28 protein-coding genes are annotated in these 24,342 nt (G+C 71.2%); 11 read left to right on the plus strand and 17 right to left on the minus strand.

All coding sequences use genetic code 11. From position 1 onward, the window contains the following. Positions 1–83: 83 nt before the first annotated feature. The 4 genes from OHA73_RS02095 to OHA73_RS02110 all read right to left on the minus strand — a co-directional run bounded on the left by OHA73_RS02095 (position 84) and on the right by OHA73_RS02110 (position 4,083). The gene (locus OHA73_RS02095; RefSeq protein ID WP_327653950.1) at positions 84–1,202 is read right to left on the minus strand and encodes an acyl-CoA dehydrogenase family protein; all 1,119 of its coding nucleotides are present in this window, start codon (positions 1,200–1,202) and stop codon (positions 84–86) included. Beyond that, the gene (locus OHA73_RS02100; RefSeq protein WP_327653951.1) at positions 1,199–2,383 is read right to left on the minus strand and encodes an acyl-CoA dehydrogenase family protein; all 1,185 of its coding nucleotides are present in this window, start codon (positions 2,381–2,383) and stop codon (positions 1,199–1,201) included. Before OHA73_RS02100 ends, OHA73_RS02095 begins: the two co-directional genes overlap by 4 nt. Further along, positions 2,380–3,369, minus strand: coding sequence for an NADPH:quinone oxidoreductase family protein (locus OHA73_RS02105; protein ID WP_327653952.1), 990 nt, complete (start codon positions 3,367–3,369; stop codon positions 2,380–2,382). Before OHA73_RS02105 ends, OHA73_RS02100 begins: the two co-directional genes overlap by 4 nt. Before the next feature lie 87 nt (positions 3,370–3,456). Continuing rightward, on the minus strand, positions 3,457–4,083 hold the full coding sequence (locus OHA73_RS02110) for a helix-turn-helix domain-containing protein (protein ID WP_327653953.1): 627 nt from the start codon (positions 4,081–4,083) through the stop codon (positions 3,457–3,459). 95 nt (positions 4,084–4,178) lie between these two features. On the opposite strand from OHA73_RS02110, the gene OHA73_RS02115 reads away from it, so the two are divergent. Beyond that, positions 4,179–5,210, plus strand: coding sequence for an NAD(P)/FAD-dependent oxidoreductase (locus OHA73_RS02115; protein ID WP_327653954.1), 1,032 nt, complete (start codon positions 4,179–4,181; stop codon positions 5,208–5,210). Between the two features lie 46 nt (positions 5,211–5,256). On the opposite strand, the gene OHA73_RS02120 is transcribed toward OHA73_RS02115, so the two are convergent. After that, on the minus strand, positions 5,257–6,792 hold the full coding sequence (locus OHA73_RS02120; protein WP_327653955.1) for an MFS transporter: 1,536 nt from the start codon (positions 6,790–6,792) through the stop codon (positions 5,257–5,259). Between the two features lie 77 nt (positions 6,793–6,869). On the opposite strand from OHA73_RS02120, the gene OHA73_RS02125 reads away from it, so the two are divergent. Continuing rightward, positions 6,870–7,760, plus strand: coding sequence for a sigma-70 family RNA polymerase sigma factor (locus OHA73_RS02125; protein ID WP_327653956.1), 891 nt, complete (start codon positions 6,870–6,872; stop codon positions 7,758–7,760). 24 nt (positions 7,761–7,784) lie between these two features. Here OHA73_RS02125 and OHA73_RS02130 read toward each other — a convergent pair whose 3' ends face one another. Further along, complete coding sequence (locus OHA73_RS02130; RefSeq protein WP_327653957.1) at positions 7,785–8,006, minus strand: helix-turn-helix domain-containing protein; 222 nt, start codon at positions 8,004–8,006, stop codon at positions 7,785–7,787. After that, positions 8,006–8,497, minus strand: coding sequence for a DUF2975 domain-containing protein (locus OHA73_RS02135; protein ID WP_327653958.1), 492 nt, complete (start codon positions 8,495–8,497; stop codon positions 8,006–8,008). The genes OHA73_RS02130 and OHA73_RS02135 overlap by 1 nt, the downstream gene beginning before the upstream one ends. 131 nt (positions 8,498–8,628) lie before the next feature. Here OHA73_RS02135 and OHA73_RS02140 point away from each other — a divergent pair, with 131 nt between their 5' ends. The 5 genes from OHA73_RS02140 (at position 8,629) to OHA73_RS02160 (ending at position 11,845) form a co-directional block, all read left to right on the plus strand. Next, entirely contained in the window at positions 8,629–9,039 is a 411-nt protein-coding gene (locus OHA73_RS02140) for a VOC family protein (RefSeq protein WP_266717930.1), read from the plus strand. A 28-nt stretch (positions 9,040–9,067) separates the two neighbouring features. Next, positions 9,068–9,592, plus strand: a complete 525-nt coding sequence (locus tag OHA73_RS02145) for a helix-turn-helix transcriptional regulator (RefSeq protein ID WP_327653959.1) — start codon at positions 9,068–9,070, stop codon at positions 9,590–9,592. Between the two features lie 5 nt (positions 9,593–9,597). Further along, positions 9,598–10,251, plus strand: coding sequence for a glyoxalase (locus OHA73_RS02150; RefSeq protein ID WP_266717926.1), 654 nt, complete (start codon positions 9,598–9,600; stop codon positions 10,249–10,251). A gap of 70 nt (positions 10,252–10,321) precedes the next feature. After that, positions 10,322–10,810, plus strand: coding sequence for an iron chaperone (locus OHA73_RS02155; protein ID WP_327653960.1), 489 nt, complete (start codon positions 10,322–10,324; stop codon positions 10,808–10,810). A 129-nt stretch (positions 10,811–10,939) separates the two neighbouring features. After that, positions 10,940–11,845 (plus strand): SDR family oxidoreductase, encoded by a 906-nt coding sequence (locus OHA73_RS02160; RefSeq protein ID WP_266717922.1) that lies wholly within the window; start codon positions 10,940–10,942, stop codon positions 11,843–11,845. 24 nt (positions 11,846–11,869) lie between these two features. Here OHA73_RS02160 and OHA73_RS02165 read toward each other — a convergent pair whose 3' ends face one another. Together OHA73_RS02165 and OHA73_RS02170 are read right to left on the minus strand one after the other, a co-directional pair. Next, the gene (locus tag OHA73_RS02165) at positions 11,870–12,301 is read right to left on the minus strand and encodes a PPOX class F420-dependent oxidoreductase (protein WP_327653961.1); all 432 of its coding nucleotides are present in this window, start codon (positions 12,299–12,301) and stop codon (positions 11,870–11,872) included. 69 nt (positions 12,302–12,370) lie between these two features. Then, entirely contained in the window at positions 12,371–13,210 is an 840-nt protein-coding gene (locus tag OHA73_RS02170) for an enoyl-CoA hydratase/isomerase family protein (RefSeq protein WP_327653962.1), read from the minus strand. Between the two features lie 128 nt (positions 13,211–13,338). On the opposite strand from OHA73_RS02170, the gene OHA73_RS02175 reads away from it, so the two are divergent. After that, complete coding sequence (locus OHA73_RS02175) at positions 13,339–13,947, plus strand: ArsR/SmtB family transcription factor (RefSeq protein WP_327653963.1); 609 nt, start codon at positions 13,339–13,341, stop codon at positions 13,945–13,947. A gap of 248 nt (positions 13,948–14,195) precedes the next feature. On the opposite strand, the gene OHA73_RS02180 is transcribed toward OHA73_RS02175, so the two are convergent. Further along, a complete protein-coding gene (locus tag OHA73_RS02180; protein WP_327653964.1) occupies positions 14,196–15,167 on the minus strand; it encodes an SDR family NAD(P)-dependent oxidoreductase in 972 nt (323 codons plus the stop codon). Positions 15,168–15,230: 63 nt separating this feature from the next. Here OHA73_RS02180 and OHA73_RS02185 point away from each other — a divergent pair, with 63 nt between their 5' ends. The 3 genes from OHA73_RS02185 (at position 15,231) to OHA73_RS02195 (ending at position 17,824) form a co-directional block, all read left to right on the plus strand. Continuing rightward, complete coding sequence (locus OHA73_RS02185; RefSeq protein ID WP_327653965.1) at positions 15,231–15,773, plus strand: TetR/AcrR family transcriptional regulator; 543 nt, start codon at positions 15,231–15,233, stop codon at positions 15,771–15,773. 81 nt (positions 15,774–15,854) lie between these two features. Next, positions 15,855–16,442 carry a TetR/AcrR family transcriptional regulator gene (locus tag OHA73_RS02190; protein ID WP_327653966.1) on the plus strand — a complete coding sequence of 196 codons (588 nt, stop codon included), beginning with the start codon at positions 15,855–15,857 and terminating at the stop codon, positions 16,440–16,442. Beyond that, positions 16,439–17,824, plus strand: a complete 1,386-nt coding sequence (locus OHA73_RS02195; protein WP_327653967.1) for an MFS transporter — start codon at positions 16,439–16,441, stop codon at positions 17,822–17,824. Before OHA73_RS02190 ends, OHA73_RS02195 begins: the two co-directional genes overlap by 4 nt. An 18-nt stretch (positions 17,825–17,842) precedes the next feature. Here the strand turns inward: OHA73_RS02195 and OHA73_RS02200 are convergent, their stop codons facing one another. From OHA73_RS02200 to OHA73_RS02230, 7 genes are all read right to left on the minus strand, one after another. After that, entirely contained in the window at positions 17,843–18,487 is a 645-nt protein-coding gene (locus OHA73_RS02200; protein WP_267072387.1) for a LysE family translocator, read from the minus strand. A gap of 228 nt (positions 18,488–18,715) precedes the next feature. Then, positions 18,716–19,648, minus strand: a complete 933-nt coding sequence (hemC, locus tag OHA73_RS02205; protein WP_267072386.1) for a hydroxymethylbilane synthase — start codon at positions 19,646–19,648, stop codon at positions 18,716–18,718. Between the two features lie 62 nt (positions 19,649–19,710). Continuing rightward, complete coding sequence (locus OHA73_RS02210; protein ID WP_327658385.1) at positions 19,711–20,178, minus strand: HD domain-containing protein; 468 nt, start codon at positions 20,176–20,178, stop codon at positions 19,711–19,713. Positions 20,179–20,432: 254 nt separating this feature from the next. Further along, entirely contained in the window at positions 20,433–21,185 is a 753-nt protein-coding gene (locus OHA73_RS02215) for a PIG-L deacetylase family protein (RefSeq protein WP_327653968.1), read from the minus strand. A 56-nt stretch (positions 21,186–21,241) separates the two neighbouring features. Continuing rightward, positions 21,242–22,546, minus strand: a complete 1,305-nt coding sequence (locus tag OHA73_RS02220; RefSeq protein ID WP_327653969.1) for an alpha/beta fold hydrolase — start codon at positions 22,544–22,546, stop codon at positions 21,242–21,244. A 152-nt stretch (positions 22,547–22,698) separates the two neighbouring features. Then, on the minus strand, positions 22,699–23,202 hold the full coding sequence (locus OHA73_RS02225; RefSeq protein ID WP_327653970.1) for a nitroreductase/quinone reductase family protein: 504 nt from the start codon (positions 23,200–23,202) through the stop codon (positions 22,699–22,701). A gap of 89 nt (positions 23,203–23,291) precedes the next feature. Beyond that, a complete protein-coding gene (locus OHA73_RS02230) occupies positions 23,292–24,320 on the minus strand; it encodes a LacI family DNA-binding transcriptional regulator (protein ID WP_327653971.1) in 1,029 nt (342 codons plus the stop codon). Positions 24,321–24,342 lie beyond the last annotated feature (22 nt).

Here is a 24,342-nt window from a genome sequence, read left to right on the forward strand (position 1 = left end):
TATTGCGAACGAGTCGCAATAATGCCATCTCGTCAAGGAGAGGTAAAACCCCGGCTGTGAAGTTGTGTGCGTAGCGGCTTCCCTCAGGGAGCGCGCAGGTCGACCAGTTCGGCCAGCTCCTCCCGGTGCCGGCCCGCCGTGCCGAGCGCGATCGAGTCGGCCTTGGCGCGCTTGAGGTATAGGTGGATCGGGTGCTCCCACGTCATGCCGATGCCGCCGTGCAGCTGCAGCGCCTCCTCGGCGGCGTGCACCGCGACGGGTGCCGCGTACGCCTGGGCGACGGCGACCGCGATGTCCGCGTCCTCGCTGTTCGCGGCGAGAGCGTCGGCCGCATTGCGCGCGGCGGCGCGGCTATTGACCGTTTCCAGCCACAGCTGGGCGAGGCGGTGCTTGAGTGACTGGAAGGAGCCGACGGGCCGGTTGAACTGGTTGCGCTCCTTCGTGTAACGCACGGTCTCCGTCAACAGCCAGTCCGCGAGCCCCAGTTGCTCGGACACGAGCATCCCTGCACCGGCCCGCAGCGCCCGCCGCACCGCCGTCGCCGCACTGTCGGTCAGCTTTCGCCCGGCGGCCCCCGCGAACGTCACGGCGGCCAGCGGACGCGTACGGTCCAGCGAGACCTGCGGCTCGACGGTGACACCCTCGGCGCCCGCGTCGACCGCGAACAGGCCGCTCGCGGTGGGCACGAGGAACACGTCGGCGGCGCCCGCGTCCGCGACACCGGTGACGCGGCCGGTCAGGGCCCCGCCCTGTTCTCGTACGTCCCTGAAGTCCTGCCCGGGCGCGGCCGACAGCGGCACGGTGAGCACGCCGATGGAGCGGCCGGAGGCGAGCGCGGCGAGGACGGTGGCCGCCTCGTCGCCCTCGCAGGCGAGCAGCGCCTCCGTGGCGATGACGGCGCTGGTCAGGTACGGCACCGGGGCGACGGCGCGGCCCAACTCCTCCAGGACGACGGCCGCTTCGCGGTGCGAGGCGCCCTGGCCGCCCTTGTCCTCCGGGACGAGGAGCCCGGCGAGACCCATCGTCTCGGCGAGGTTCTTCCACAGCTCGCGGTCGTGCGGCGCGTCCGTGTCGACGCGGGCGAGGACCTCGGTGGCGTCGCAGTGGTCGCTGAGCAGGTCGCGGACCGCAGAGCGGAGCGCTTCCTCCTCCTCGGAGTAGAGGAGGTCGGGTTCGGTGTTCGTGGTGGTCGTCGTGGTCATCGGGCGAGGTCCTTCCAGGCGACGTCCTTGTCGGTGCGCGGCTCGGACGGCAGGCCCAGGACGCGCTCGGCGACGATGTTCAGCAGGATCTCGCTCGTCCCGCCCTCGATGCTGTTCCCCTTGGCGCGCAGATACCGGTAACCGGCATCGCGGCCCGCGAAGTCGACGATCTCGGGCCTGCGCAGGGTCCAGTCGTCGTACAACAGCCCTTCCTCGCCGAGGAGTTCGACTTCCAGGCCGCTGATCTCCTGGTTGAGGCGGGCGAAGCCGAGCTTCATGCCGGCGCCCTCGGGCCCGGGGTGCCCGGCGACGAGCTGCTGACGCAGCCGCTCGCTCGTGAGGCGGGCGACCTCGGCCTCGACCCACAGCTTGACGAGGCGCTGGTGCAGGTCCTGGGTGCGCAGTTCGGGGCGCTCGCGCCAGGTCTTGGCGACGATGCCGACGAGCCCGCCCTCGCGCGGCACGCGCATACCGCCGATGGAGACGCGCTCGTTGTTGAGGGTGGTCTGGGCGACCCGCCAGCCGTCGCCGACCTCGCCGAGCCGGTGGGCGTCGGGAATCCGGACGTCGGAGAGGAACACCTCGTTGAACTCGGCCTCGCCGGTGATCTGGCGCAGCGGCCGGACCTCGACGCCGGGGTCGGTCATGTCGCACACGAAGTACGTCATGCCCTTGTGCTTGGGCACGTCCGGGTCGGTGCGGGTGACGAGGATCGCGAAGCGGGCGTTGTGCGCGTTGGACGTCCACACCTTCTGGCCGTTGACGACCCAGGTGTCTCCGTCACGGACGGCGCGGGTGCCCAGTGCGGCCAGGTCGGAGCCGGCGCCCGGCTCGCTGAACAGCTGGCACCAGACCTCCTCACCGACCCAGAGCGGCTTGAGGAAGCGCTGCTTCTGCTCTTCGGTGCCGTAGCGCAGGATGGTGGGGGCGGCCATGCCGAGCCCGATGCCGTTGCGCCGCGGGTTGTTGTCGGGCGCGCCCGCGGCCGTCAGCTCGGCCTCGACGACGGCCTGGAGGGCGCGCGGCGCGTCGAGACCGCCGAGGCCCTCGGGGTAGTGCACCCAGGCGAGTCCGGCGTCGAAGCGGGCGCTGAGGAAGTCCTCGCGGGACGTGCTCGCGGGCGGATGCGCGGTGAGGAACTCCTTTGTGCGGTCCCTCAGTTGGGCGGCGTCGAGGCTCATGCGACGGCTCCTTCCTGCTGGCGGGCGTTCAGACCCGGCACCACCACGACGCGGCCCGTCGTGACGCCGTCGGCGACGCGCTGGACGGCGGACGCGGCGTCGCTCAGGTCGACGCGCTCGCTGACGAGGGGCTTGATGGCGCCGCTCGCGGCCAGCTCGGTGAGCTTCTGGTGGCAGTGCGGGATGAGCTTCGGGTTCTTGGTGGCGTACAGGCCCCAGTGCAGCCCGAGGATCGAGTAGTTCTTCACGAGCGCGTGGTTGAGCGCGGCGGTCGGGATGGCGCCGGAGGCGAAGCCGACGACGACGATGCGGCCCTCGAAGGCGACGACCTTCGTGGACTGCCGGTACGCGTCGCCACCCACCGGGTCGTAGATCACGTCGGCGCCGTGGCCGCCGGTGGCCTCCTTCACGGCGGCGATGACGTCCTCGGAACGCCGGTCGATCACGACGTCGCAGCCGAGCTCGGCCGCGACCTTCGCCTTCTCGGGGCCGCCGGCGACGCCGATGACCCGGGCGCCCGCGGCCTTGCCGAGCTGTACGGCGGCGCTGCCGACCCCGCCCGCGGCGGCGTGCACGAGGAGCGTCTCGCCCGCCTGGAGGTGGGCGCGCTGGTGCAGGCCGAACCAGCCGGTCTGGTAGCCGATGTGCAGGGCGGCGACCTCGGCGTCGTCGAGCGAATCGGGCGCGGGCAGCAGGGACTTCGCGTCGGCAACCGTGTACTCGGCGAGGCCGCCGCGCGGCAGCGTCGGGTTCGCGATGACGCGGCGGCCGTCCTCGGTCTCACCGCAAATCTCCACGCCCGGCGTGAACGGCAGCGGCGGTGTCACCTGGTACTGCCCCTTGCACAGCAGGGCGTCCGGGAAGTTGATGTTGGCGGCGCGCACCTTGAGCAGAACCTGCCCCTCACCGGGCTCGGGACGCTCCACCTCTTCGAGGCGCATCACCTCGCTCGGCTCGCCGTTCTCGTGCACTTGCCATGCCTGCATGCGGAGCCTCCACGGGACTGCTTCGTCAAACCGGGTTCGGCCGCATACTAAGCGGTCGCTTGCCGATCTGTGAATCCCCTGCGAGGGTCACTGGTCCCTCTTCCGCGCGGGCCGCGCACGTACGTGCATCCGCTCCCCCTGCGGCCCGAACAGCACGAGGAACTCGGCGGGCCCCTCCCCCGTCGACCCGAACCAGTGGGGCACGCGCGTGTCGAACTCGACGACCTCCCCGGGCTCCAGCACCACGTCGTGCTCGCCGAGCACCAGCCGCAGCTTGCCCGAGAGCATGTACATCCACTCGTAGCCCTCGTGCGTCTTCTGTTCCGGCTCCAGCCGACGCTGCGGCTCGATCACCTTGTACGCCTGGAGCCCGCCCGGCTTCCGCGTCAACGGGATCATGGTCCGACCGCCCCGAATGATCGGCTTCGCCTGCACCCGTGGGTCCTCCACGGGCGGGGCGCCGACCAGCTCGTCCAACGGCACCTTGTGCGCGCGGGCGATGGGCAGCAGCAGCTCCAGGCTGGGCTTGCGCAGGCCCGACTCCAGGCGGGACAGCGTGCTCACGGAGATGCCGGTGGTCTCGGAGAGACCGGACAGGGTGGCGCCGCGGTCCTTGCGCAGCGCGCGCAGTCTGGACCCCACGCCGGACAGGACGGCGTCCATGCTCGCGTCGGACTGCTCGTCTTCGTGGTGCTGATGGCCTTGCCGATTCATGAATCCATTGCAGTTTCGGCAAGCTTGTTTGTCAATACGGCGAGAGCGGGTGCACCGTCGAGAACAAGGCATTCCACGGTTGTGAGGCGGTCACCATGCAGGCACAGGTCAAGCAGGACACACAGGACACCTACGAGGTCGTGATCGTCGGCGGCGGAACGGCGGGCCTGACCGCCGCGCTGATCCTGGGCCGCTCGCGCCGCTCGGTCCTCGTGGTCGACGCGGGCGAGCCGCGCAACGCGCCGGCCGCGCACATGCACGGCTTTCCGTCGCGGGACGGCATGCCGCCCGCCGAGTTCCTGGCGGAGGTGCGGCGGGAGGTCACCGAGTACGGCGTCGAGCTGGTACGGGACCGGGTGACGGCGGCCGAGCCGGACGGGGCGGGCGAGTTCGAGGTGACGCTGGCGGACGGCGGCCGGGTGCACGCACGACGCCTCGTCATCGCCACCGGCCTGGTGGACGAACTCCCCGACATCCCCGGCCTCGCCGAACGCTGGGGCGACGATGTGATCCACTGCCCGTTCTGCCACGGCTACGAGGTGCGCGACCGGCCCATCGCCGTCCTCTACCGCAAGGCGACGGGCATCCACCAGGCCCTCCTCTTCAGCGGCCTCTCCTCCGACGTGACGCTGTTCCTGAACGGCGCGGACGAGGACGACCTCCCGGACGAGCACTGGCAGACGCTGGCGGCGGCCGGGGTGAGCGTGGTGAGCGGCAAGGTCCACGGCATCGAGGTGACGAACGACCGGCTGACCGGGGTGCGCCTCGAAGGCGGCCGGGTGTTCCCGCGCTCGGTCCTCGTCGTCCCGACGGTGATGGTGCCGCGCGACTCCCTGCTGAACGCGCTCGGCGCCCGCACGAAGGACACCCCGGCAGGCCCGTTCGTCGAGGTGGACCCCACCGGCCTGACCAGCGTCCCGGGCGTCTGGGCCGTCGGAAACGCAACCGGCCCCGCGGAACAGGTCGTCAACGCGGCAAGCGCGGGCTACCGCGCCGGCGTCACACTCCACGCCCAGCTCCTCCACGCGGACCTGGAGCGTGAGGTCGCGCGACGCCGCGCCGGGGTGTTCTCACCGGAGGGCGAGCGCGCGGTGGCGCGGGCACGGCGGGAGGCGGTGGGGGCGTGAGCTCCCCACGACTGCCCGCACGGCGCCGTTCAGAAGCAGCCGGGTCTCACGGACTCGGCTGCTTCTCCGAGGTCACCTCAGTGTGGGTCGGCCGTTGTGTGAACGCCCGCAGCGACAGCCACACCGCGACAAGGAGGCTCGCGATACAGAGTCCGAGGGCGACGTGGTAGCCCACCTCGAACGCGTTTCGAGCCGTGGCCTGCATACGCGAGGGGACTTCGTGGAGGTCTCCCGTGGCGATGGAGCGGGATTCATCGTGGGTGTGTCCGAAGCGCGACGCGGCCCAGTCGTGGTGAGTCGCTGTCACTCCGATCGCGGCTACGAGCGCGAGTCCTACGGCGGTACCGAGCTGGCGGGAAGAGTTCAGCACGGCCGAGGCGGCGCCGGCGACGGACGCGGAGACGTCACGCATCGCCACGTGGGTGATCCCGGGAACGAGCAGTCCGAATCCGACTCCGGCGACCAGGTAGCCCATGCCGGCCACCCCGAAGGGCGTGGTTGACGTCAAGGTGCTCAGCACTGCCACACCGAGCGCCCCCGCCGCGCAGCCCGTGGTGACGAGGGCCCGTGACGTGAAGCGTTGACCGAGTTTGCCGGCCAGTTGCGCGGCGATCAGGAACGGGACGTTCATCAGCAGCCACGACAGGCCGGTGTGAAGTGCGGACCAGCCGCGCAGGTTCTGGAACATCAAGGTGACGTAGTAGAGCGTGCCGCTGAAGGCAACGTAGCCGGCGAAGTAGATGACACAGGCGGCGATGAACCCAGGGTTGCCGCGCACGGCTCTCGGCACCAAAGGATCGTCGGCCCGGCGTTGCCAGAACACGAACGCCCCGAGAACGAGCCCTCCGGTGGCAAGCGGCACCAGCGTTCGCGCGGGCTCCCAGGGGACATCGGTCGTGGTGATCAGTCCGTACGTCACAGCCGCCAGGCCCACCGACGCGAGCACGACGCCTCGCACGTCAAGCGGTCTCGGCTCGGAGGTCACGGCGGCTCGCGGGACCGTCAGCAGAATCAGGACGACCGTCACGACGATGATCGGGAGGTTGACCCAGAAGATCGTTGACCAGCCCAGTACCGACAGCAGCAGGCCGCCGACGATTGGGCCCGCCCCGAAGCCGATGCCGCCGATCGCAGCCCACCAGCCGATCGCGCGACCGCGCCGTTCCGGCGGGTAGATGTCTGTCAGCACGGCGAGGGTGAGCGCCAGGATGGCCGCTCCGCCGGCTCCCTGACCGACCCGCGCCCACACCAGCGCCACGGGACTGGGGGCCAGCGCCGCTCCCGTGCAGCAGAGGCCGAAGACGACGAGACCTGCCAACAGAACGGGCCGGTGGCCGAGCCTGTCACCGAGTGCGCCCATCAAAGGGATCAACGTCGCCAGGCCGAGGGCGTAACCGCTGATGATCCACTCCAACGCGCCGGGGGCGGCCCCGAGCTCGCGCTGGATCGTCGGGAGGGCGACATTGACGATGGTGACATCGAGCTGGATCACGAACCCGGCCAGGCACAACGCCAGCAGCGCCATCCGTTGTCGTTGTCGTTGTCGGGCATCTAGCGTCGGGACTGATTGGTTCGGGGCCATCACATCGTGCTCCTGTCACGTTCTCGCTCGTACGCGTGTCAAAGGCACTGACACCCCGCAACACGAGGACGTGACCGATGGACCCTGTGGAACAGCTCAGCCGACACTTCGAGGACAACCGTCAACGCCTGACTGCCCTGGCCCACCGGATCCTCGGCAACAGCGCTGACGCGGAAGACGCGCTCCAGGACGCCTGGGTCCGCCTCAGCCGCCCCGGTGCCACCGATCTGTCCGCCGTCGCCAACCTCGACGGGTGGATGACCACGGTCGTCTCACGCACCTGCGTCAACAAGCTCAGGGCCCGAGCCGCGCGCCCCGAAAGCCCGACCGACTCCATCGGGCCCGTGCTCCACGTGCGCCCCGACCACGAACCGGGCCCAGAGGATCGGGCTCTCCTCACCGAGCAGGTGACCCTGGCGCTTCATGTCGTCCTGGAGAGCCTGACGCCGCCCGAGCGCCTCGCGTTCGTGCTGCACGACTCCTTCGGGACGCCGTTCAGCGAGATCGCCGCCATCCTCGGCAAGTCGACAGAGGCCACCCGCAAGCTCGCCAGCCGCGCGCGTCAAAGAGTGCACGCCGTGGATCCGACCGATATCGAGACCGACCCGGCACGTCAACGCGGTGTGGTCGACGCCTTCTTCTCCGCATCCCGCGACGGCGACCTCGACACGCTCCTCGGCCTGCTGCACCCCGAGATCACATTCCACGCCGACGGCCGGGCCACCAGGCCTGCCGCGACCGCCACGATCCGCGGCCCGGAGAACGTGACACGGCGCGCAGCGGCGTTCGCCGTCCCGGAGGCCACCTTCAGGCCCGTCACGGTGAACGGCAGCGCCGCGGTCGTCGTCCACACCGGCGACCGGCCCGTTTCGGTCATGGCCTTCGTGGTTTCGGGCGCCCGGATCGTCCAGATCTACTCACTGCTCGATCAGCCACGCATCGACCAGCTGGTCAACAACCTCAGGTAGGCCCACGCGGCTGCGCCTGGTACGTCAGCCGACCGCGCCGACCTCCCCCTCCCACCTCAGCAGGTCCCCCGGCTGGCAGTCGAGGACCTCGCAGAGGGCGGCGAGGGTTGTGAAGCGGACTGCCTTGGCGCGGCCGTTCTTCAGGACCGCGAGGTTGGCGGGGGTGATGCCCACGCGGTCGGCCAGTTCACCGACGGACATCTTGCGTTTGGCCAGCATCACGTCGACGTCGACGACGATCGGCATCAGATGACCTCGTCCAGCTCGGCCCGCAGCCCCGTCGCCTCGACGTCGCGCGCGACCGCCTGGGCGAGCAGCACGCGCAGCACGAGCACGATGAGCGCGACCCCGAGGATGGCCAGGCCGATGCCGCCCATGATGAGGGTGACGCCAGGGTCCTCCCGCTGGCCGGGGGCGTTGACGGCGGTGACCGTGAACCAGAGGACGGCTGCCGACACGATGGCGCCGATCACGCCGTCGACGTAGCGGAACGCCGCATCGGAGAACACGGTTCCGCGACGCACCATCGCCACCAGCCGCCATACGCAGACCAGGGCGACCTGGGCCGTCACCATGCCCAGGATCGTGATCACGCGCAGCGCGGTCAGCGGGAGTGTCCCGTCCTCCGGGTCGTTCCCGCTGATCAGCACCCACGCCATCGACGCCTGGACGAACACGGTGCCGGCGAGCACCACCACGAGTACGGCGCGCAGCGCACGCACGGTCAGCTTTCCCATGACCCACCATTCCATCGAGTTGCGATGGGAATCTATCGATTTTCGATAGATGGAGCAAGGGGGTGGAGCGCGGCGGATCCGTCAGGAATCGAGAAGCGCGGAACGGGGGGTTCGGATCTAGCCTGCTCGTCATGGACCTCACCATTCACACGAGCTTTCTGCCGCACGTCGACCCGGACGCCTCGCTCGCCTTCTACCGCGACGTCCTGGACTTCGAGATTCGCAGCGACGTCGGGCAGGGGAAGATGCGCTGGATCACGGTCGGCCCGGCAGGTCAGCCCGGCACCTCCATCCTGTTGGCGCCGCCGGCCGCCGACCCGGGAATCACCGAGGACGAGCGCCGCACCGTCGCCGAAATGATGGCCAAGGGCACCTACGGCTGGATCCTGCTGGCCACCCCGGACCTCGACGCCACGTTCGAGAAGGTGCAGGCGGGTGACACCGAGGTCGTCCAGGAGCCGACCGAGCAGCCGTACGGCATGCGTGACTGCGCCGTCCGCGACCCGGCGGGCAACCTGGTCCGCATCCAAGAAGTGCGCTGAGCCGCGAGGAGAGAGGAGGGAGCGCCCTATGTGTCAGCCCGAGTGGCGACGTGCGCGGGTCGAGGCGCAGCGCCTGGCCGATCTCGCGCGGCTGCGCCGCGTTCGTGACCGGATCGACAGGGAGTACGCACAGCCGCTGAACGTGGAGGCGCTCGCCCGCGGTGTGCACATGTCCGCCGGACACCTCAGCCGCGAGTTCCGGGCGGCGTACGGCGAATCGCCGTACAGCTACTTGATGACGCGGCGCATCGAGCGCGCGACGGCACTGCTGCGGCGCGGCGACCTCAGCGTCACCGAGGTCTGCTTCACGGTCGGCTGCGCGTCGTTGGGTACGTTCACGACTCGTTTCACGGAGCTGGTCGGCATGCCGCCCGGGGCGTTCCGGCGCCGCGCGGCGGACGGCCCTGCCGGCACAGCCGTCGATCCCGCGAGTACGGCCGGGGACGCGGGGCCCGCGGTCACCGTGGAGGGGATGCCGGCGTGCGTCGCGAAGCAGGTGACCAGACCGGTCAGGAATCGAGAAGCCCCGGACAAGGCCCGGCGCCTAGCGTGAAGGACATGGCAAACACCGCTTCCACCGCAACCGACACGTCCCTCGCGTCCGTCACCCTTGAGGTGGCCGACCTCGAGGCGGCCCGTAGCTTCTACCGCGCCTTCGGCGTGGACACGTACATCCGCCTGCGGGCGTCCGAGGCGCAGAGCGACGGATTCCGCGGCTTCACCCTGGCGCTCACGGTGTCCGGACCCGCCACCGTCGACGGCTTCATCGCCGCCGCCGTCGACGCCGGCGCCACGCTGCTCAAGCCCGCCACGAAGTCGCTGTGGGGCTACGGCGGCTTCGTCCAAGCACCGGACGGGACGCCCTGGAAGGTCGCGACCTCGGAGAAGAAGGACACAGGCCCGGCCACCCGCGAGATCGACCAGGTCGTCCTGCTGCTCGGCGTCGAGGACGTGAAGGCCACCAAGGAGTTCTACGTCGACCGGGGCCTGAGCGTGGCCAGGAGCTTCGGCGGCAAGTACGCCGAGTTCACCTCCGGCGGCTCCAACCCCGTCACGCTGGCCCTGTACAAGCACCGGGCCCTCGCCAAGGACCTCGGCGTCCCCGCCGACGGCACCGGCTCGCACCGCATCGTCCTCGGTGGCGCCCCCGGCCCCTGCACCGACCCGGACGGATACGTCTGGGAGGCGGCCGCGGAGTCCACGGCGTCCTGACGCCCGGCCCCGAACTCCCGCCCCGGCCAACCCCTTTGCTGCTCCATTCCTGTACGAGAGGACATCCGACATGCCGCACACGAAGTCGCCTGCCGAGAACTCCGCCACGACCGCCGAGCAGTACAACGGGTTCACGGCCGAGGAGCGGGCCGCGATGAAGGAGCATGCCCGGGAGCAGAAGCAGGCGGCGGCGCGGCGCGGCTCCTCCCGGGCGGACAAGGAGGCGGCCGCGGAGCAGGACGTCCTCGCGAAGATCGCCGAAATGCCGGAGGAGGACCGGCTCCTCGCCGAGCGGATCCACGCCATCGTCCGGACCGCCGCTCCGGACCTCGCACCCAAGCTCTGGTACGGGATGCCCGCCTACGCCAGGGACGGCAAGGTCGTCTGCCACTTCCAGAGCGCGCACAAGTTCAAGTCGCGGTACGCCACGCTCGGATTCAGCGACCAGGCGGCGCTGGACGACGGCGCCATGTGGCCGGCCGCCTACGCCCTCACGACGCGACTGACCGCCGCGGACGAGAAGCACATCGGCGAGCTCATCAAGAAGGCAGTGGGCTGAACCCGCTGCCCTCCACCGGCATCCGCCCCGTCGCCGGCCGCCGGCATCCGCCCCGCCCGCGGGCGTCCCGCAGACCAACACCTGCGCGGCCATGGAAGGTTGAGCGTTCAGGGGGTATCCATGTGCGCCATGACGCACTCCTCGCCCGCCCCGCGCGGCCTCCCCGCCCCTCCCCCGCTCGGCACATCCGCACTGCCCCCGGGCACGTACGACGACCGGCTCGTGCTGGTGACCGGGGGTGGTACGGGGCTCGGGCGGGCCGTTGCCGCGGAGTTCGCGCGGCTCGGCGCCGGAGTGATGATCGTCAGCCGGAAGGCGGAGCATCTGGCGCCCGCGCGCGAGGAGTTGCAGGCGATCGAGGGCGCGGGGCTGATCACTGCGGCGACCTGCGACATCCGGGACGCGGCCCGGATCACGGAGGTCTTCGACGCGGCATTCGCGGCGCACGGCCGGATGCCGGACGTCCTGGTGAACAACGCGGCCGCCAACTTCCCCGTTCCGGCAGAGGAGTTGTCGCCGAACGGCTGGCGCTCGGTCATCGACATCACGCTCAACGGAACGTACTTCATGACCCGCGAGTTCGGACGCCGGCACCTGGCGGCGGGCACACCCGGTTCGGTGATCGCCGTCGGCGCGTCGTACGCGTGGACGGGCGGGCCCGGCTACGCGCACAGTTCGGCGGCGAAGGCGGGCGTGAAGAACCTGGTGGAGACGCTCGCCGTGGAGTGGGGACCGTACGGGATCCAGGTCAACGGCCTGGTGCCGGGCCTCATGCCGCACGAGGACATGACGCCCGACATCCGCGACAACCTCGACCGCGCCGAGGACCCCGCCGCCCGCCAGCCCGCGCTCCGGGTGGGCGCGCCACGGGAGTTGGGGTGGGCGGCGACGTTCCTCGCCTCGCCGTACGCCCGTTTCGTCAGCGGCCACACACTGGTGGTGGACGGCGCGAACTGGCAGCGACGCGGTCTGGTCAACGCGCCGGTGACGCCGGTGCGGGAGCAGATGGGTCGCGGCCCGTTCGAGGCCGGTTGACGGGCCAGGCGCGCCGTGCGGGACTCAGCCGATCCGCTGCCCGTACACGTGGTCCACGGCCATCACCATCAGGACCCGACGGTCGGACACCATCACCGACCGGTACTCGTCCCAGTCCGGGTGCTCGCCGGCCGCCTTGCGGTAGTACTCGACGAGCGCCTCGACCTCGGGCCCCTTGGGGTCGGTGCCTGGACCCACGAGTGTCACGGCGCCCTCTGCGGTGGCCCAGGCCCGGCCGTCGGAGGCCGTCACCTCCAGCGCGGCACGGGGGTCACGGCGCAGGTTCACGGTCTTGGCGCGGCCCTCGGTCATCGACACGCACAACGTCTCGGTGTCGGGGTCGAAGAACGGCTGGACCGGCGAGAGTTGGGGCCTGCCGTCGGCCTTGATCGTGGCGAGGACACCGAGCCTGCTCTCGGCGAGGAGGGTGCGGGGGTCGAAGGGCGCGGATGTCATGGTCACCTTTCGGGCGGGTGGACGGACGCTATGGCGTCGACGCGATCCGCCGACACCCTTGCGAACATCTCACGCGCCCCGGTATTCCGGCGGCCTGCGCCGCGCCTTCGCCGTGAATCCTTCGGTCGCGTCCTCGGAGGTGAGCGTCAGCGCCGCGCTCATGGCGACGCGGTCGAGCGCCGCGTCGAGCCCGGCATCCGCGTACGCGTCGATGTCGCGCTTGACGGACTGCACGGCGAGCGGCGCGTTACCGGCGATCTCGGCGGCCACGTCGCGTGCGGAGCGCTCCAACTCATCGACCGGCACGACCTGTTGGAGGAGGTTCAGCCGGTGGGCGGTCTCCGCGTCGATCCGCCGCCCGGTCAGCGCGAGGAACTTCGCCCACCCGGCCCCCGCCTCGCGCGCGATCCGCAGATCCCCGCCCGCGTCGACGGCGACCCCCAACTGCGCCTCCGGCAGCGCGAAAACGGCGTCGTCGGCCGCGATCCGCACATCCGCCATGAGCGCCAGCTCGAACCCGAAGCCCAGGCAGTACCCCTGCACGGCCGCGACCACGGGCTGCGGCAGCCGCGCGAACGCGGCGAACCGCTCGTGCACCCACCGGATGCCTTCGTAGTACGCCCGGTGCCGCGCGGAACCGCTCTCCCCCTCGATGCCCCCGCCGGGCGCGGTCACATCGATCCCCGCACAGAAGGCCCGCCCCTCGGCGCGCAAAAGCACGACACGTATCCGCTCGTCGAACCGGATCCGGTCGGCCATGACGCCCAGCTGCCGACTGGACTCCCAGCTCCAGGCGTTGAGCTTGGCCGGACGACACAGCGTGAGCACACCGACGCCGCCCTTCTCGACGTCGAGGCGCATCCGCCGCTCGTCCCCTTCGGGGATACGGGTGTCGGTCGTGTCGATCATCCGCGCAGGGTAGCGGCGCGGGGGCACATCCTGAAGACCCGTCAGCTCCCCAACTCCCGCAACCGGCCGGGGCGTTGCTTGCAAAGAAACCCTTGCAAGGCTTTCTTTGCAACGTTACCTTTGCATGCATGACCGAGCCCGAGCCCGCACCAGCACCAGCACCAGCACAGCCGAAGGTCCGCAATCTCGACGCCCGCTCCCTGCGCGGGCTCGCCCATCCGCTCCGTATCCGCCTGCTGGACGCGCTGCGCTTCGGCGGCCCCGCCACCGCGTCCCAACTCGGCGAGAAACTGGGCGAGTCCAGCGGCGCCACCAGCTACCACCTGCGCCAACTCGCCGCTCACGGGTTCATCGAGGACGCGCCGGAGCACGGCAAGGGGCGGGAGCGCTGGTGGAAGTCGGCCTACCAGGGCCTGCGCTTCGACGACGCCCTGCTGACGGACGAGAACCCCGAAGTGCGCGGCGCGGCCGATCTCTACCTCCACGAACTGCTGACCACACACAACCGCGACCTGTCGACCTGGCTGGGCAACCGTCACGCCTGGCCCGAGGCGTGGAACAGCACCTGGGACCTGAGCAGCGCCACGCTGAACCTCACCCCCGAGCTGACCCGTGAGCTCGTGGAGAAGCTGCACGCAGTCATCGACACCTTCCGCGACCGGGCCGCACCCGAGGGCACCGATGAGGCGGCGCAGGTACGCATCCACACCCATACGTTCCCGCTGACCACAGAGTGAGAGGTCGCAAGCCGATGCACACCGACCCGCACATGTATCTGTTCCTGTACCACACGCGCACCTGCGAACTCCGCGCCCAGGCCGACACCCACCGTCACCCACGCACGACCGGTCGATCTTCCCGAGGCCTGCGTACGCGGGTGGGTTGGACGCTGGTCGAGGTGGGCCTGAAGCTCGCCGCACCGGCAAGGTCGGCGAGCGCCACACCATAAGCCCGGCATAGCCCGGCATAGCTCGGCGTCGAAGCGTCAGGCGCGGAGCAGGTCGGTCGAGACGGCCCAGAGGCGCTCGGCGGCCGCGGGATCGAGTGCCCATTCCTTGACGCCGTGCGGGTGCTGCGCGAGTTCGGCGTCGTTCGGCACGGTGTACGCCTCTTGCCCATCGTCGAGGTAGTGACCCCCGGTGTGGGCGAACTGCGGAGCGACCGCCGCGACGATGCTGGTGGCGGCCCCCTGCCCGACAGTCTTGTACGTGAAGGTACCGGCGGCCTCGGCCGCGTCGAGCGACGCTTTCTGCTCGGGCGTGAAGTTCCGCTGCAGCCCCGTCGCGACGCCCCCTGGGTTCACCGCGTTGGCCACGATGCCGTCGGATGCCCAGCGGCGGGTCACCTCGACGGCGAAGAGCGAGTTCGCCGTCTTGGACCGGGCGTAGGCGAGTTGCGGATCGTACGCGCGGCGCTCGAAGTGAAGGTCGCCGAAGTCGACTCCGGCACGCATGTGCGCCGTGGAACTGACCGAGACGATCCGCGCCCCGTCGCGCTCGACCGCTCCCCGCGCGAGGGCGCTACGCAGCCCTGTGGCCAGCGCGAAGTGACCGAGATGGTTCGTCGCGAACTGCAACTCCCAGCCCTCAAGCGTGCGTTCGAGCCCACCAGTGACCACACCGGCGTTGTTGATCAGCAGATGAAGCGGGCCGTCCCAACTGTCGACGAAGCGCGCGACAGAGACCCCGTCCGCAAGGTCCAGCCGGACCACGCGCGACCGAACGCCAACCGTCGACTTCGCGAACCTCTCGGCGACGGCCTCACCCGCGGCCTTGTCGCGGACGGCGAGCGTCACCTCCGCCCCGGCGGCGGCCAGCACACGCGCTGTCTCCGCACCGAGTCCAGAGGAAGCCCCTGTCACGACCGCGCGGACACCGGCGAGGTCGACACCGCGCAGCACCTCTTCCGCGGTGCTCGAGGCGTTGAAGGGAGTGGTGATGAGGACGGGAGCATCCATGCGACCGACTATACGCACTGGACTGGATTTGTATAGTTCGCTTACCGCTCCTACGCTCACCCCATGAGCACCCCCGACGCCGACCGCCGCACACTGGTCCTGGACTCCGCCATGGCCACGTTCGCGCGCTTCGGATACCGGAAGACCTCGATGGACGAGGTGGCACGCACCGCGCATATCTCCCGGCCCGGCCTGTACTTCCTCTTCTCCTCGAAGGAGACCCTGTTCCGCGCCGCGGCCACCCAGACCCTTGAGCGGGACATCGCCGCGATCGAACACGTCCTGGCCGACACCGACCGCCCCCTCGCCGACCGACTCGTGGACGCGTTCGACCGGTGGGCCGGCCGGTACGTCGGCCCGATGTCGCGCGACGTAACAGCGGTCATCGAAGACAACCCCGGGCTCCTCGGCGAGATCACCGTCACCGCGCCGCGACGCTTCGAGGAACTGATCACCGACGCGATCACCCTCGCGTCACCACAAGGGGCCGCCACCCCCATCGCCCAGACCTTGATCAGCACGTCGATCGGCCTCAAGTACCAGGCAGCGTCACGGGAGTTCTACGTGGACCGGATGAGGACCGCCGTCGCGCTTCTGGTGCGCTAGACACTCCGCTAGGCGCCCCGTCAGCGACCCACGCACACACCAGAGTAGACACTGTCTACCCACATCGGGTAGACAGTGTCTATGCAGCCGAACGACACCGCCTCCGGCGGCCTCCGCGAGCGCCTCATCGACACCGGCGTGACACTCGTCGACGCGGAGGGCGCGGCCGCGTTGTCGCTGCGCGAGATCGCCCGCAGGGCGGGGGTCTCGCACGGCGCGCCCCGCCGCTACTTCCCCACCCACCTCGAACTGCTGTCGGCGATCGCCCGACGCGGCTTCACCGACCTCGGCGAACACGCCACGCGGGCGCTCGCCGATGCCGGGCAGGACCCGCGCGCCCAGGTGACCGCCCTGTCGCGCACCTATCTCGACTTCGCGGCGCGGCACCGCGGCATGTACGAGCTGATGTTCCGTCACGATCTGTTGGAAAGCGGCGAGTTGGGGCTGCGCGAGACCAGCCTTCCGCTCTTCAAGGTGTTCGCCGACCTGGTGGCGGCGGCTCGCCCGGACGCGGAACCGGCCCTCGTGGCGGGCGCGTTGTGGGCGAATCTGCACGGTGTCGCCCAGCTGTGGGGCTGGGGCAGTCTCCAACTGGCCGTCGCCGTCGTGGACATCGAGCCGCTCCTGGCCTCGGTCCTCGACGCCCACCTGGGCCCGGCGCCCCGGTGAACGGCCATACGCGACGGCGCGTCACGCTCGCGGGCAGCGTCGTCGGCGCGGTCCTCGTCGCACTCGACGGCACGGTCCTGACCATCGCCCAGCCCGCGCTTCAGGACGACCTCGGCGCCTCCCTCGCGCAGGTCCAGTGGACCAGCACCGGCTATCTGATCGCGGTGGCGAGCCTGCTGGTGTTCGCCGGGCGGCTCGGCGACCGCTACGGGCACGCCCGGCTCTTCGGATACGGGATGCTCGGGTTCGCGGCGGCCTCCGCGGGGATCGGTTTCGCGCCGGACATCCGCTGGGTGATCGCGCTGCGCGTGCTCCAGGGAGTGTGCGGCGCGCTGCTGCAGCCTGCGACGCTCGGCATGCTGCGGGCCGCGTACGACGCCGATTCGCTCGGTATGCCGATCGCTCTGCGCACCAGCGCGATCGGCGTCGCGGCGGCCGCGGGCCCGCTGGTCGGCGGGGTACTCACGGCGCAGCTGGGCTGGCGCTCGGTGTTCTTCCTCGGCGTGCTGCCGGCGGTGGCGATCGCGGTGCTCGTCCTGGTGGTACGCGACCGGGCCGCGGAGGCCGGAACACGCGCCGTCGGGCTCGACCCGGGCGGTGCGCTGCTGCTCGCGGTGGCGCTGGGCTGCCTGGTGGCGGCGCTGGCCGCCCTCCCGGGAACCGGTTGGTCGGCGGGCACGGTGTTGCTCGCGGCCGGTGCGGGGACGGCGGTGGTGGCCTTCGTCGTGCACGAACGCCGCGCGACGGACCCGCTGTTGTCCCCCGCGCTGCTCGCGTCCCCGGCCGTCGCGCCGGCGCTCGGCATCCTGTTGACGGCTTCGGCGGCCCTGTTCGGCACGCTGTTCGTGGCCACGTACTTCTTGCAGGACGTGCTCGGCCTCGACCCGCTCGGCACGGCGCTGCGGATGCTGCCCGCCGCCCTGTGCATGGTGCTCGCGGCGCCGCTCACACCAGTGCTGCTGCGCCGCTACGGGTCCCGGGCGACGACGTCTGCCGGGATGCTGGTCCTCGCGGCGGGGGTGTTCGGCTTCGGTCGCCTCGACACGTCGGCGTCTCAACTGGCCATCGGGGCTTGCGCGTTGGCGATGGGCACGGGTTTCGGCACGGTGATGGTCGCCGCGACGGAGTCCCTCGTCCGCCGGGCCGACCTCGGCGCGGCCGGCGTGGCGGGCGGCCTCCAGCAGACGGCGATGAACGTGGGCCCGACGCTCGGCGTGGCGACGGCGACGACGCTGCTCGCCTCCGGCGCGGACTTCGTGGCGTCGATGGGCGTGACGCTGACGGCGCTCGCGGTCCTGGTGCTCGCGGCCGGTGCCGCGGCGGTGCGACTCCCCGACAGGGCGCCGCGGGCAGCGGCCCGGGCCCGCACACCAACGCCGTAGGAGAAGCGGGGGCTTGGCTCAGCCGGAGACAGGCGTACGGGACAGCGCGGTGCGCAGCGCGAAGACGCCGAGCAGGCCGCCTGCCGTGAACCGCTGGGCGGTCATGGCGCGGGGGCGGGCGGCCAGGAATCCCGACACCCGGGCGGCGCCCAGCATGATCAGGGCGTTCACGGTCATCCCCACGATGATCTGTACGCCGCCGAGTTGGAGCAGCTGCCCCCAGGCAGGACCGGCGTGCGGGTCGAGGAACTGGGGCAGCAGCGCGGCGTACATGAGCGCGATCTTGGGGTTGAGCAGGTTGGTCAGCAGCCCCATCGAGAACAGCCGGGCGTCGGAGACCGGGGGCAGGTCCGCCGCCGGAGCGAACGGCGAGCGGCCGCCGGGCTTGAGCATGCTCCAGGCGAGGTAGGCCAGGTAGGCGGCTCCGGCAAGCTTGACCACCAGGAACGCCACCGGCACGGCGGCGAACAATGCGGACAGGCCCGCGGCCGCGGCCAGCAGATAGGCCACGAATCCCACGGCCGTCCCGCTGAGGCTGACCAGGCCCGCCCTGCGCCCTTGGGTGATCGCGCGGGAGGCGAGGTGGATCATGTTCGGTCCCGGCGTGAGGGCCATGCCCAGTTCGATCAGGGCCACTCCCCCGACTGCGGTCGCACTGATCACCGGTCACCCTCCTGGTCGCTCGTCGGGCACCGGACGTGGATCGGGGCACCCGGGTGCCGGGGACGGCTGGGACGCATGGCCGGCAAGCCACCCGAACACCCGTGCCATAGGTTACGCGACCAGGCGAACCCGCCGGTCAGACCCTCAGGGCGAGATCCCGCCGGTCAGGCCGTCAGCGCGGAATCCCGCCGGTCGGACCCTCAGGGCAAGGTCCCGCCGGTCAGACCCTCAGTGCGGAATCCCGTCGATCAGTTCCCGCGCCCCCTGCCGCAGCAGCGCCACCGCCACCGACATCCCCAGCGTCGCCGGGTCCAGCGGGCCCGCCCACTCCTGCGCGTTGAGCACCCGCTTGCCGTCGGGGGTGAACACACAGCCCCGCAGCGACAGGTCGCCGGAGCGCTCGGCGCGGGCGTAACCGGCGATCGGTGAATTGCAGTGGCCCTGCAGGACGTGCAGGAACATGCGCTCGGCCGTCGCCTCACGCCAGGTGTCGCGGTCGCCGAGACCGGTCACCGCCTCCAGCGTCGACTCGTCGTCCTCGCGGCACTGCAACGCCAGGATCCCGGCGCCGATCGGCGGACACATCGTCTCCGGCGAAAGGGTCTCCGTGATGACGTCGGTGCGCCCGATGCGTTCGAGTCCCGACAACGCGAGCAGGAGCACGTCCGCGTCGCCCGCCGCCATCTTCTCCATGCGGCGATTCGCGTTCCCGCGCATCGGGACGCATTCCAAGTGCGGGTGGGAAGCGGCGAGTTGGGCCACACGGCGGACCGAGGACGTGCCGACGCGAGTCCCTTCGGGCAGCTCGTCGAGGGTGCGGCCCGCCGGGTCGATCAGCGCGTCCCGTACGTCGTCCCGCTTCAGGTACGCGCCGAACGTGCAGCCCTCGGGCAGCGGCCGGTCCGCCGGGATGTCCTTGAGGCAGTGCACCGCGAGGTCGGCCTGCCCGTCGAGCAGCGCCCGGTCGACCTCCTTGGTGAAGGCACCCTTGCCGCCGAGCTTCGACAGATCGCCCATCCACTTGTCGCCGCTGGTCGTGACCGGCACGACCTCGGTCCGGATTCCGGGGTGCAGCGCGGCGAGCTCGGCGCGGACACGCTCCACCTGGGCCAGCGCCATCGGCGACGAACGGGAGACGATACGGATCAACTCGGCTGACATGCCGACACGATAGCCCCTTTGGTGATGCGGGGATCGCCACCCCCGCTTGTCGCGAGCCGCACTCAGCGGGGCTCGGCACGCCGCGACCAGCCGCGCTCCTCGCCCTCGTCGATGAGCCGTCGCCCGGCCTGCCACAGGGACGCGGACGCCTCCCCGATCACCGCTTTACGCGCGCGGACGTCGTCGGCGGTGACGCCCGGGGTGCGCCATGTACCGCCACGCGCCATCCAGTTGAGAAGGAGGGGCTGCAGCCGGTCCATCGCCTTGGCGAATGCCGCCTCAGGGGTGCGCCGTTCCTCGAACTCGTCCCACAGTGCCCTCATCCGCCTCCCCTGGTCCGCCGGAAGCAGGCCGAACAGCTCATCGGCCGCGGCGCTCTCCCGCTCCTGTTGATCGGCGCCCGCGGCACTGTCGTACAGAGGTGTGTCGCCGGCGTAGATCTCCACCAGGTCGTGCAGGAGCACCAGCTGGACGGTGTGCCCGACGTCGATGGGCCGGTCGGAGTGCTCGGCGAGGACGACCACCATCATCGCCAAGTGCCACGAGTGCTCCGCGTCGTTCTCCCGGCGGTCCCGCCGCGGCCAGCGGTGACTGCCGGAGGACGGTCTTGAGCTGATCGACCTCTACGAGAAAGGTGAGTTGGTCCCGCAGCCGTTCGTCGAGGCCTTCGGGAAAGGGCGTCTTGTCGGCAAGCAGGCTGCGGCGCTCATCACTCATGCCTTCATCGTGGCATGCACGGCCCGGCCCGCGGCGCCCCGCCGCTCGCCCGCGGCCGCTTGGTGGACTACCGGCCGAACACCTCGAACGGCACCGCCGGCTTCCCGCCGAACCGCTCCGCCGTCGCCTGCGCGTTCCCTGTCAGGAAGGTGCGGCAGTACGTCTCCGGGTCCTCGTCCGTCAACACCTCGATGTACGTACGGTGTTCGAGGAGGGAGCTGATGGAGCGCTCGAGCCCAGCCGTGGCGTCGACGGCGTGCGTGGGCTGTGCGGAGCCGGCGATGGCCACCCACCGCACACCGTTCCACGGCTCGAGGCCCTGCTCGGTCAGCTCGGGGAAGATCCACCGGTTGCCCGCGTCCCCGGCCGCGTCGAGCGTGGCCCGGCCGACGGCGACGTGGTCGGGCGTGTTCCAGGCGACGCCGCCCCACGTGTCACGGTGGTTGAGGGTGATGACGAGTTCCGGGCGGTGGCGGCGGATCGCGGCGGCGACGTCGCGGCGCAGCGCCGTGCCGTACTCGATGACGCCGTCCCGGTGGTCGAGGAACTCGACCGTCTCGACGCCGACGACCGCCGCGCTCGCCCGCTGCTCCTGCTCGCGCAGCGGACCGCACTTGGCGGGTTCGAGGGTGTCGATGCCGGCCTCACCCCGAGTGGCGAGTACGTAGGTGACCTCACGGCCCGCGTCCGTCCAGGCCGCGACGGCGGCGGAGCAGCCGTACTCCAGGTCGTCCGGGTGGGCGACGACGGCGAGGGCGCGCTGCCAGTCCTCCGGCATGGGCTGCAGCGGGGCTTCGGTGCTGGATCCGGGCAGGGTCATACGGGCATCGTATGGCCCTGCCGGAAGTATGGCCCTGCCCGACGCCAGGGCAGGCCCTACGCCTCGCCGCGCGCCATCGCCAGCAACCGGTCGAGCACCCGCGGCCCGCCCGCGCGCAGCCCGTCGTGCTCGAACTCGTTCGTCACCCACGGCCGAAGGCCCCGGATGGTGCGGGCCGTGCGCAGGGCGTGCTCCGTGTCCACGTACATGTCGTCGTGGTAGACGGCGGCGACCGCCGGGACCTCGTTCGCGGCGAGCCGCGTCGGGTCGTACAGCGGCGCCCAGTCGGTGCGGGCCGCGACCCGCTCCGCGACCTCGCGCAGCGGCCGCAGTGCCGGGTCGGAGTCGAACTGCCACGGGTGGATGGTCTCGCCGGTGAACAGCAGCGGACCGCCGCCCGCGAGGGCCTTCTCCCCGTCGAACTGCGGGAATTCACCGCGTACGCGCTCCGCGGACCAGTCGGTGGCCCGGCCGCCCTGCGCGTAGATCGCCTCGTGCAGCACGGCGTACAGCGGGTGGGAGCGGTAGGACAGGGCGCCCGCGACCTGTTCGCAGAACGCGTCCGACAGCTCGCGCCCACCCGGAGTCCGCACGAACGCGTCCTCCAGCAGGTAGTGCAGCCGGTCGCTGCCGTCGCCCGCGCCGAGCCAGATGCCGAGGGACTGGAAGGCGGGCAGAGTCAGCCGGTAGCCGTTCGGCAGGACGGGCTCGTGCTCGAGGACGTACGCGGCGATGTCCCGCGCCCGTTCGACGTCCATCGGGTAACGGGCGTAGTGCGCCCGGACCTTGCGCTCGACGCGGGGGTACGCGGCCCGGTAGACGTCGTCCGCGTGGCCGTCGAGGGTGGGCAGGCCGCCCGTGACGATCGCGGTCTCGAGGCCCTCCGGCGCGGACGACAGATAGCGGACGGCGCAGAAGCCGCCGAAGCTCTGCCCGAGGATCGTCCAGGGCGCGCCGCCGGTGACCTCCCGGCGGATGAACTCGCAGTCGCGCACGATCGAATCGGCACGGAAGTGCCCCACGTAGGCCGCCTGCCGCTCGACGTCGCCGCGCAGCGGGAGGGTCTGGCGGTTGACGGTGGCGGAGGCTCCGGTGCCGCGCTGGTCGAGGAGGAGGACCCGGTAGTCCTTCAGTGCGCGGCCGAGCCAGGCCGCGGGGCCGGAGAAGCGGTTGGCGCCGAAGCCGGGACCGCCCTGGAGGTACAGCAGCCACGGCAGGTTCTCGTGCGCGCGCCCCGGTGCGACGGCCTCACGCGCGAAGAGCTCGATGCGCTCCCCGTCGGGAAGATCGTGATCCAGGGGTACGGAGAACCGGCGGTCGGTCAGGACGACCCCGGCCTGTCGATAGCTGGCGGCGCTCAATGCGGCTCCTGTGCGGCGGTGCGGACGGTACGTCCGCCCAGTTCAGCACATGCCGATGGTGCAGGTGGGCGCTACCCCCACAAGGCGTGCCCGCACGGTGTGCATGCGGTCGGGTGTCCTGAGTCGGGTGTGCCTGACACGTACGGCACGGGTCACGCCGAAGCGTCGGGCGACCCGCCGTGAGGCGTGCCGGACAGCGGCTCCAGGACGACCACCGTGGTCTCGAACGACCGCTTCGCCGCATGGGCATCCAGGTTCTTCTCGGTCTCGCGCCAGCGGTCCCACAACCGCGCCCGCTCGTCGCCCGTCGCGGCGCGCCCTCGTACGACCCGCCGGCCGTTGACCGTGTGGACGATCGCCTCCGGGTGTGCCCGCAGGTTGAGCCACCAGGCGGGCTCGCCCTCGCCCCATCCGTTCATCGCCAGCGTGACCAGGCGTGGACCGTCCTCCACGTAGGCGACGATGACGCCTCGCAGGCGGCCGGTGCGGCGGCCCGTGGTGGTCAGCCGCAGAGTGCCCCACTTGTTGAGGCGTGGCTTCCACAGCCCGACCCTGCCGCCGGAGGCCCGGTAGGCACCCCGGTGCACCGACCAGGCCAGGCGGATGAACCAGCGCGGCGGGAGCCACGGCGCTTTCGTACGGCCCTGGGCCGGCATGTCGGCCTCCCCACGCACGGTTGGCGGCGGTTCCGAAGCACGCTAGCCACGGCCATCGGAAGCGGATAGAGCCGAACGGCCCACAGGCCCTAGCGCGCGCCCAGGCTCGATCCGCGCACCACCAACTCCGGCTGCAGCACCACCCGTCGGTGCTCGTGCGCACGCTCCGGGTCGTCCGCCGCCTCGATCTCCTCCAGGAGGAGGTCCGCAGCCAGGGCGCCCATGTGGACCGCGGGCTGTCGCACCGATGTGAGCGGGACCGCGGCCGCCGCCGCGAACTCGATGTCGTCGTAGCCGACGATCGCGATGTCGTCGGGCACCCGGACCCCGGCCGCGTACAGGGACTGCAGGACGCCGAGGGCGAGGAGGTCGTTGGCGCAGAAGACGGCGGTGGGGCGCTCGGTGAGGCCGAGGAGGCGGGCGCCCGCGTCGCGGCCCGCTGCCACGTCGAGCCGTTCCGTCGGGAGTTCCCGCAACGCGGAGGACGGGAGGCCGGCTTCCTTCAGGGCGCGCTGGGCGCCCTGGCGGCGGTCCTGGACCTGGTTGAGCGTGCGGGGGCCGCTGACGTAGGCGATGCTGCGGTGTCCCGCGTCGATGAGGTGGCGCACGGCGAGCGCGCCGCCGTTGACGTCGTCGACCGAGACCGAGCACTCGGTGGCGCCCTCGGCGACCCGGTCGACCAGGACGAACGGGATGTCGTGCCGGCGGAAGGCCTCCACGGTGGGGCCTGTCGCCTCGGCGGGCGTCAGGAGGACTCCGCGCACCCGCTGCTCGGCGAAGAGCGACAGGTACTCGGCCTCTTCGGCGGGACTCTGCGCGCTGTTGCACACCATCACCCCGAGCCCGGCGTCGCGCGCGGCACGCTCGGCGCCGCGCGCGACATCCACGAAGAACGGGTTGCCCATGTCGAGGACGAGCAGGCCGATGATGCGGCTGCGTCCGGCGCGCAACTGCCGCGCCGACTCGCTGCGGACATAGCCGAGCCGCTCGATGGCGGCCTGCACGCGGGCACGCGTCGCGTCGGCCACGGCCTCGGGCCGGTTGATCACGTTCGAGACCGTGCCCACGGACACCCCCGCTTCGCGGGCGACGTCCTTGATCCCCACGGGCTGTCCCATCGGGTGTGGTCCTCCTGGTGAG

The sequence above is a fragment of the Streptomyces sp. NBC_00483 genome, from assembly GCF_036013745.1.
Classification (GTDB): Bacteria; Actinomycetota; Actinomycetes; order Streptomycetales; family Streptomycetaceae; genus Streptomyces.

Excerpts from the sequence above, each read along its gene's own strand:
- OHA73_RS02095 (WP_327653950.1), bottom strand. The coding sequence starts at position 1,202 with ATGACCACGACGACCACCACGAACACCGAACCCGACCTCCTCTACTCC.
- OHA73_RS02100 (WP_327653951.1), bottom strand. The coding sequence starts at position 2,383 with ATGAGCCTCGACGCCGCCCAACTGAGGGACCGCACAAAGGAGTTCCTC.
- OHA73_RS02105 (WP_327653952.1), bottom strand. The coding sequence starts at position 3,369 with ATGCAGGCATGGCAAGTGCACGAGAACGGCGAGCCGAGCGAGGTGATG.
- OHA73_RS02110 (WP_327653953.1), bottom strand. The coding sequence starts at position 4,083 with ATGAATCGGCAAGGCCATCAGCACCACGAAGACGAGCAGTCCGACGCG.
- OHA73_RS02115 (WP_327653954.1), top strand. The coding sequence starts at position 4,179 with ATGCAGGCACAGGTCAAGCAGGACACACAGGACACCTACGAGGTCGTG.
- OHA73_RS02120 (WP_327653955.1), bottom strand. The coding sequence starts at position 6,792 with ATGGCCCCGAACCAATCAGTCCCGACGCTAGATGCCCGACAACGACAA.
- OHA73_RS02125 (WP_327653956.1), top strand. The coding sequence starts at position 6,870 with ATGGACCCTGTGGAACAGCTCAGCCGACACTTCGAGGACAACCGTCAA.
- OHA73_RS02130 (WP_327653957.1), bottom strand. The coding sequence starts at position 8,006 with ATGCCGATCGTCGTCGACGTCGACGTGATGCTGGCCAAACGCAAGATG.
- OHA73_RS02135 (WP_327653958.1), bottom strand. The coding sequence starts at position 8,497 with ATGGGAAAGCTGACCGTGCGTGCGCTGCGCGCCGTACTCGTGGTGGTG.
- OHA73_RS02140 (WP_266717930.1), top strand. The coding sequence starts at position 8,629 with ATGGACCTCACCATTCACACGAGCTTTCTGCCGCACGTCGACCCGGAC.
- OHA73_RS02145 (WP_327653959.1), top strand. The coding sequence starts at position 9,068 with ATGTGTCAGCCCGAGTGGCGACGTGCGCGGGTCGAGGCGCAGCGCCTG.
- OHA73_RS02150 (WP_266717926.1), top strand. The coding sequence starts at position 9,598 with ATGGCAAACACCGCTTCCACCGCAACCGACACGTCCCTCGCGTCCGTC.
- OHA73_RS02155 (WP_327653960.1), top strand. The coding sequence starts at position 10,322 with ATGCCGCACACGAAGTCGCCTGCCGAGAACTCCGCCACGACCGCCGAG.
- OHA73_RS02160 (WP_266717922.1), top strand. The coding sequence starts at position 10,940 with ATGACGCACTCCTCGCCCGCCCCGCGCGGCCTCCCCGCCCCTCCCCCG.
- OHA73_RS02165 (WP_327653961.1), bottom strand. The coding sequence starts at position 12,301 with ATGACATCCGCGCCCTTCGACCCCCGCACCCTCCTCGCCGAGAGCAGG.
- OHA73_RS02170 (WP_327653962.1), bottom strand. The coding sequence starts at position 13,210 with ATGATCGACACGACCGACACCCGTATCCCCGAAGGGGACGAGCGGCGG.
- OHA73_RS02175 (WP_327653963.1), top strand. The coding sequence starts at position 13,339 with ATGACCGAGCCCGAGCCCGCACCAGCACCAGCACCAGCACAGCCGAAG.
- OHA73_RS02180 (WP_327653964.1), bottom strand. The coding sequence starts at position 15,167 with ATGGATGCTCCCGTCCTCATCACCACTCCCTTCAACGCCTCGAGCACC.
- OHA73_RS02185 (WP_327653965.1), top strand. The coding sequence starts at position 15,231 with ATGAGCACCCCCGACGCCGACCGCCGCACACTGGTCCTGGACTCCGCC.
- OHA73_RS02190 (WP_327653966.1), top strand. The coding sequence starts at position 15,855 with ATGCAGCCGAACGACACCGCCTCCGGCGGCCTCCGCGAGCGCCTCATC.
- hemC (WP_267072386.1), bottom strand. The coding sequence starts at position 19,648 with ATGTCAGCCGAGTTGATCCGTATCGTCTCCCGTTCGTCGCCGATGGCG.
- OHA73_RS02210 (WP_327658385.1), bottom strand. The coding sequence starts at position 20,178 with ATGATGGTGGTCGTCCTCGCCGAGCACTCCGACCGGCCCATCGACGTC.
- OHA73_RS02215 (WP_327653968.1), bottom strand. The coding sequence starts at position 21,185 with ATGACCCTGCCCGGATCCAGCACCGAAGCCCCGCTGCAGCCCATGCCG.
- OHA73_RS02225 (WP_327653970.1), bottom strand. The coding sequence starts at position 23,202 with ATGCCGGCCCAGGGCCGTACGAAAGCGCCGTGGCTCCCGCCGCGCTGG.
- OHA73_RS02230 (WP_327653971.1), bottom strand. The coding sequence starts at position 24,320 with ATGGGACAGCCCGTGGGGATCAAGGACGTCGCCCGCGAAGCGGGGGTG.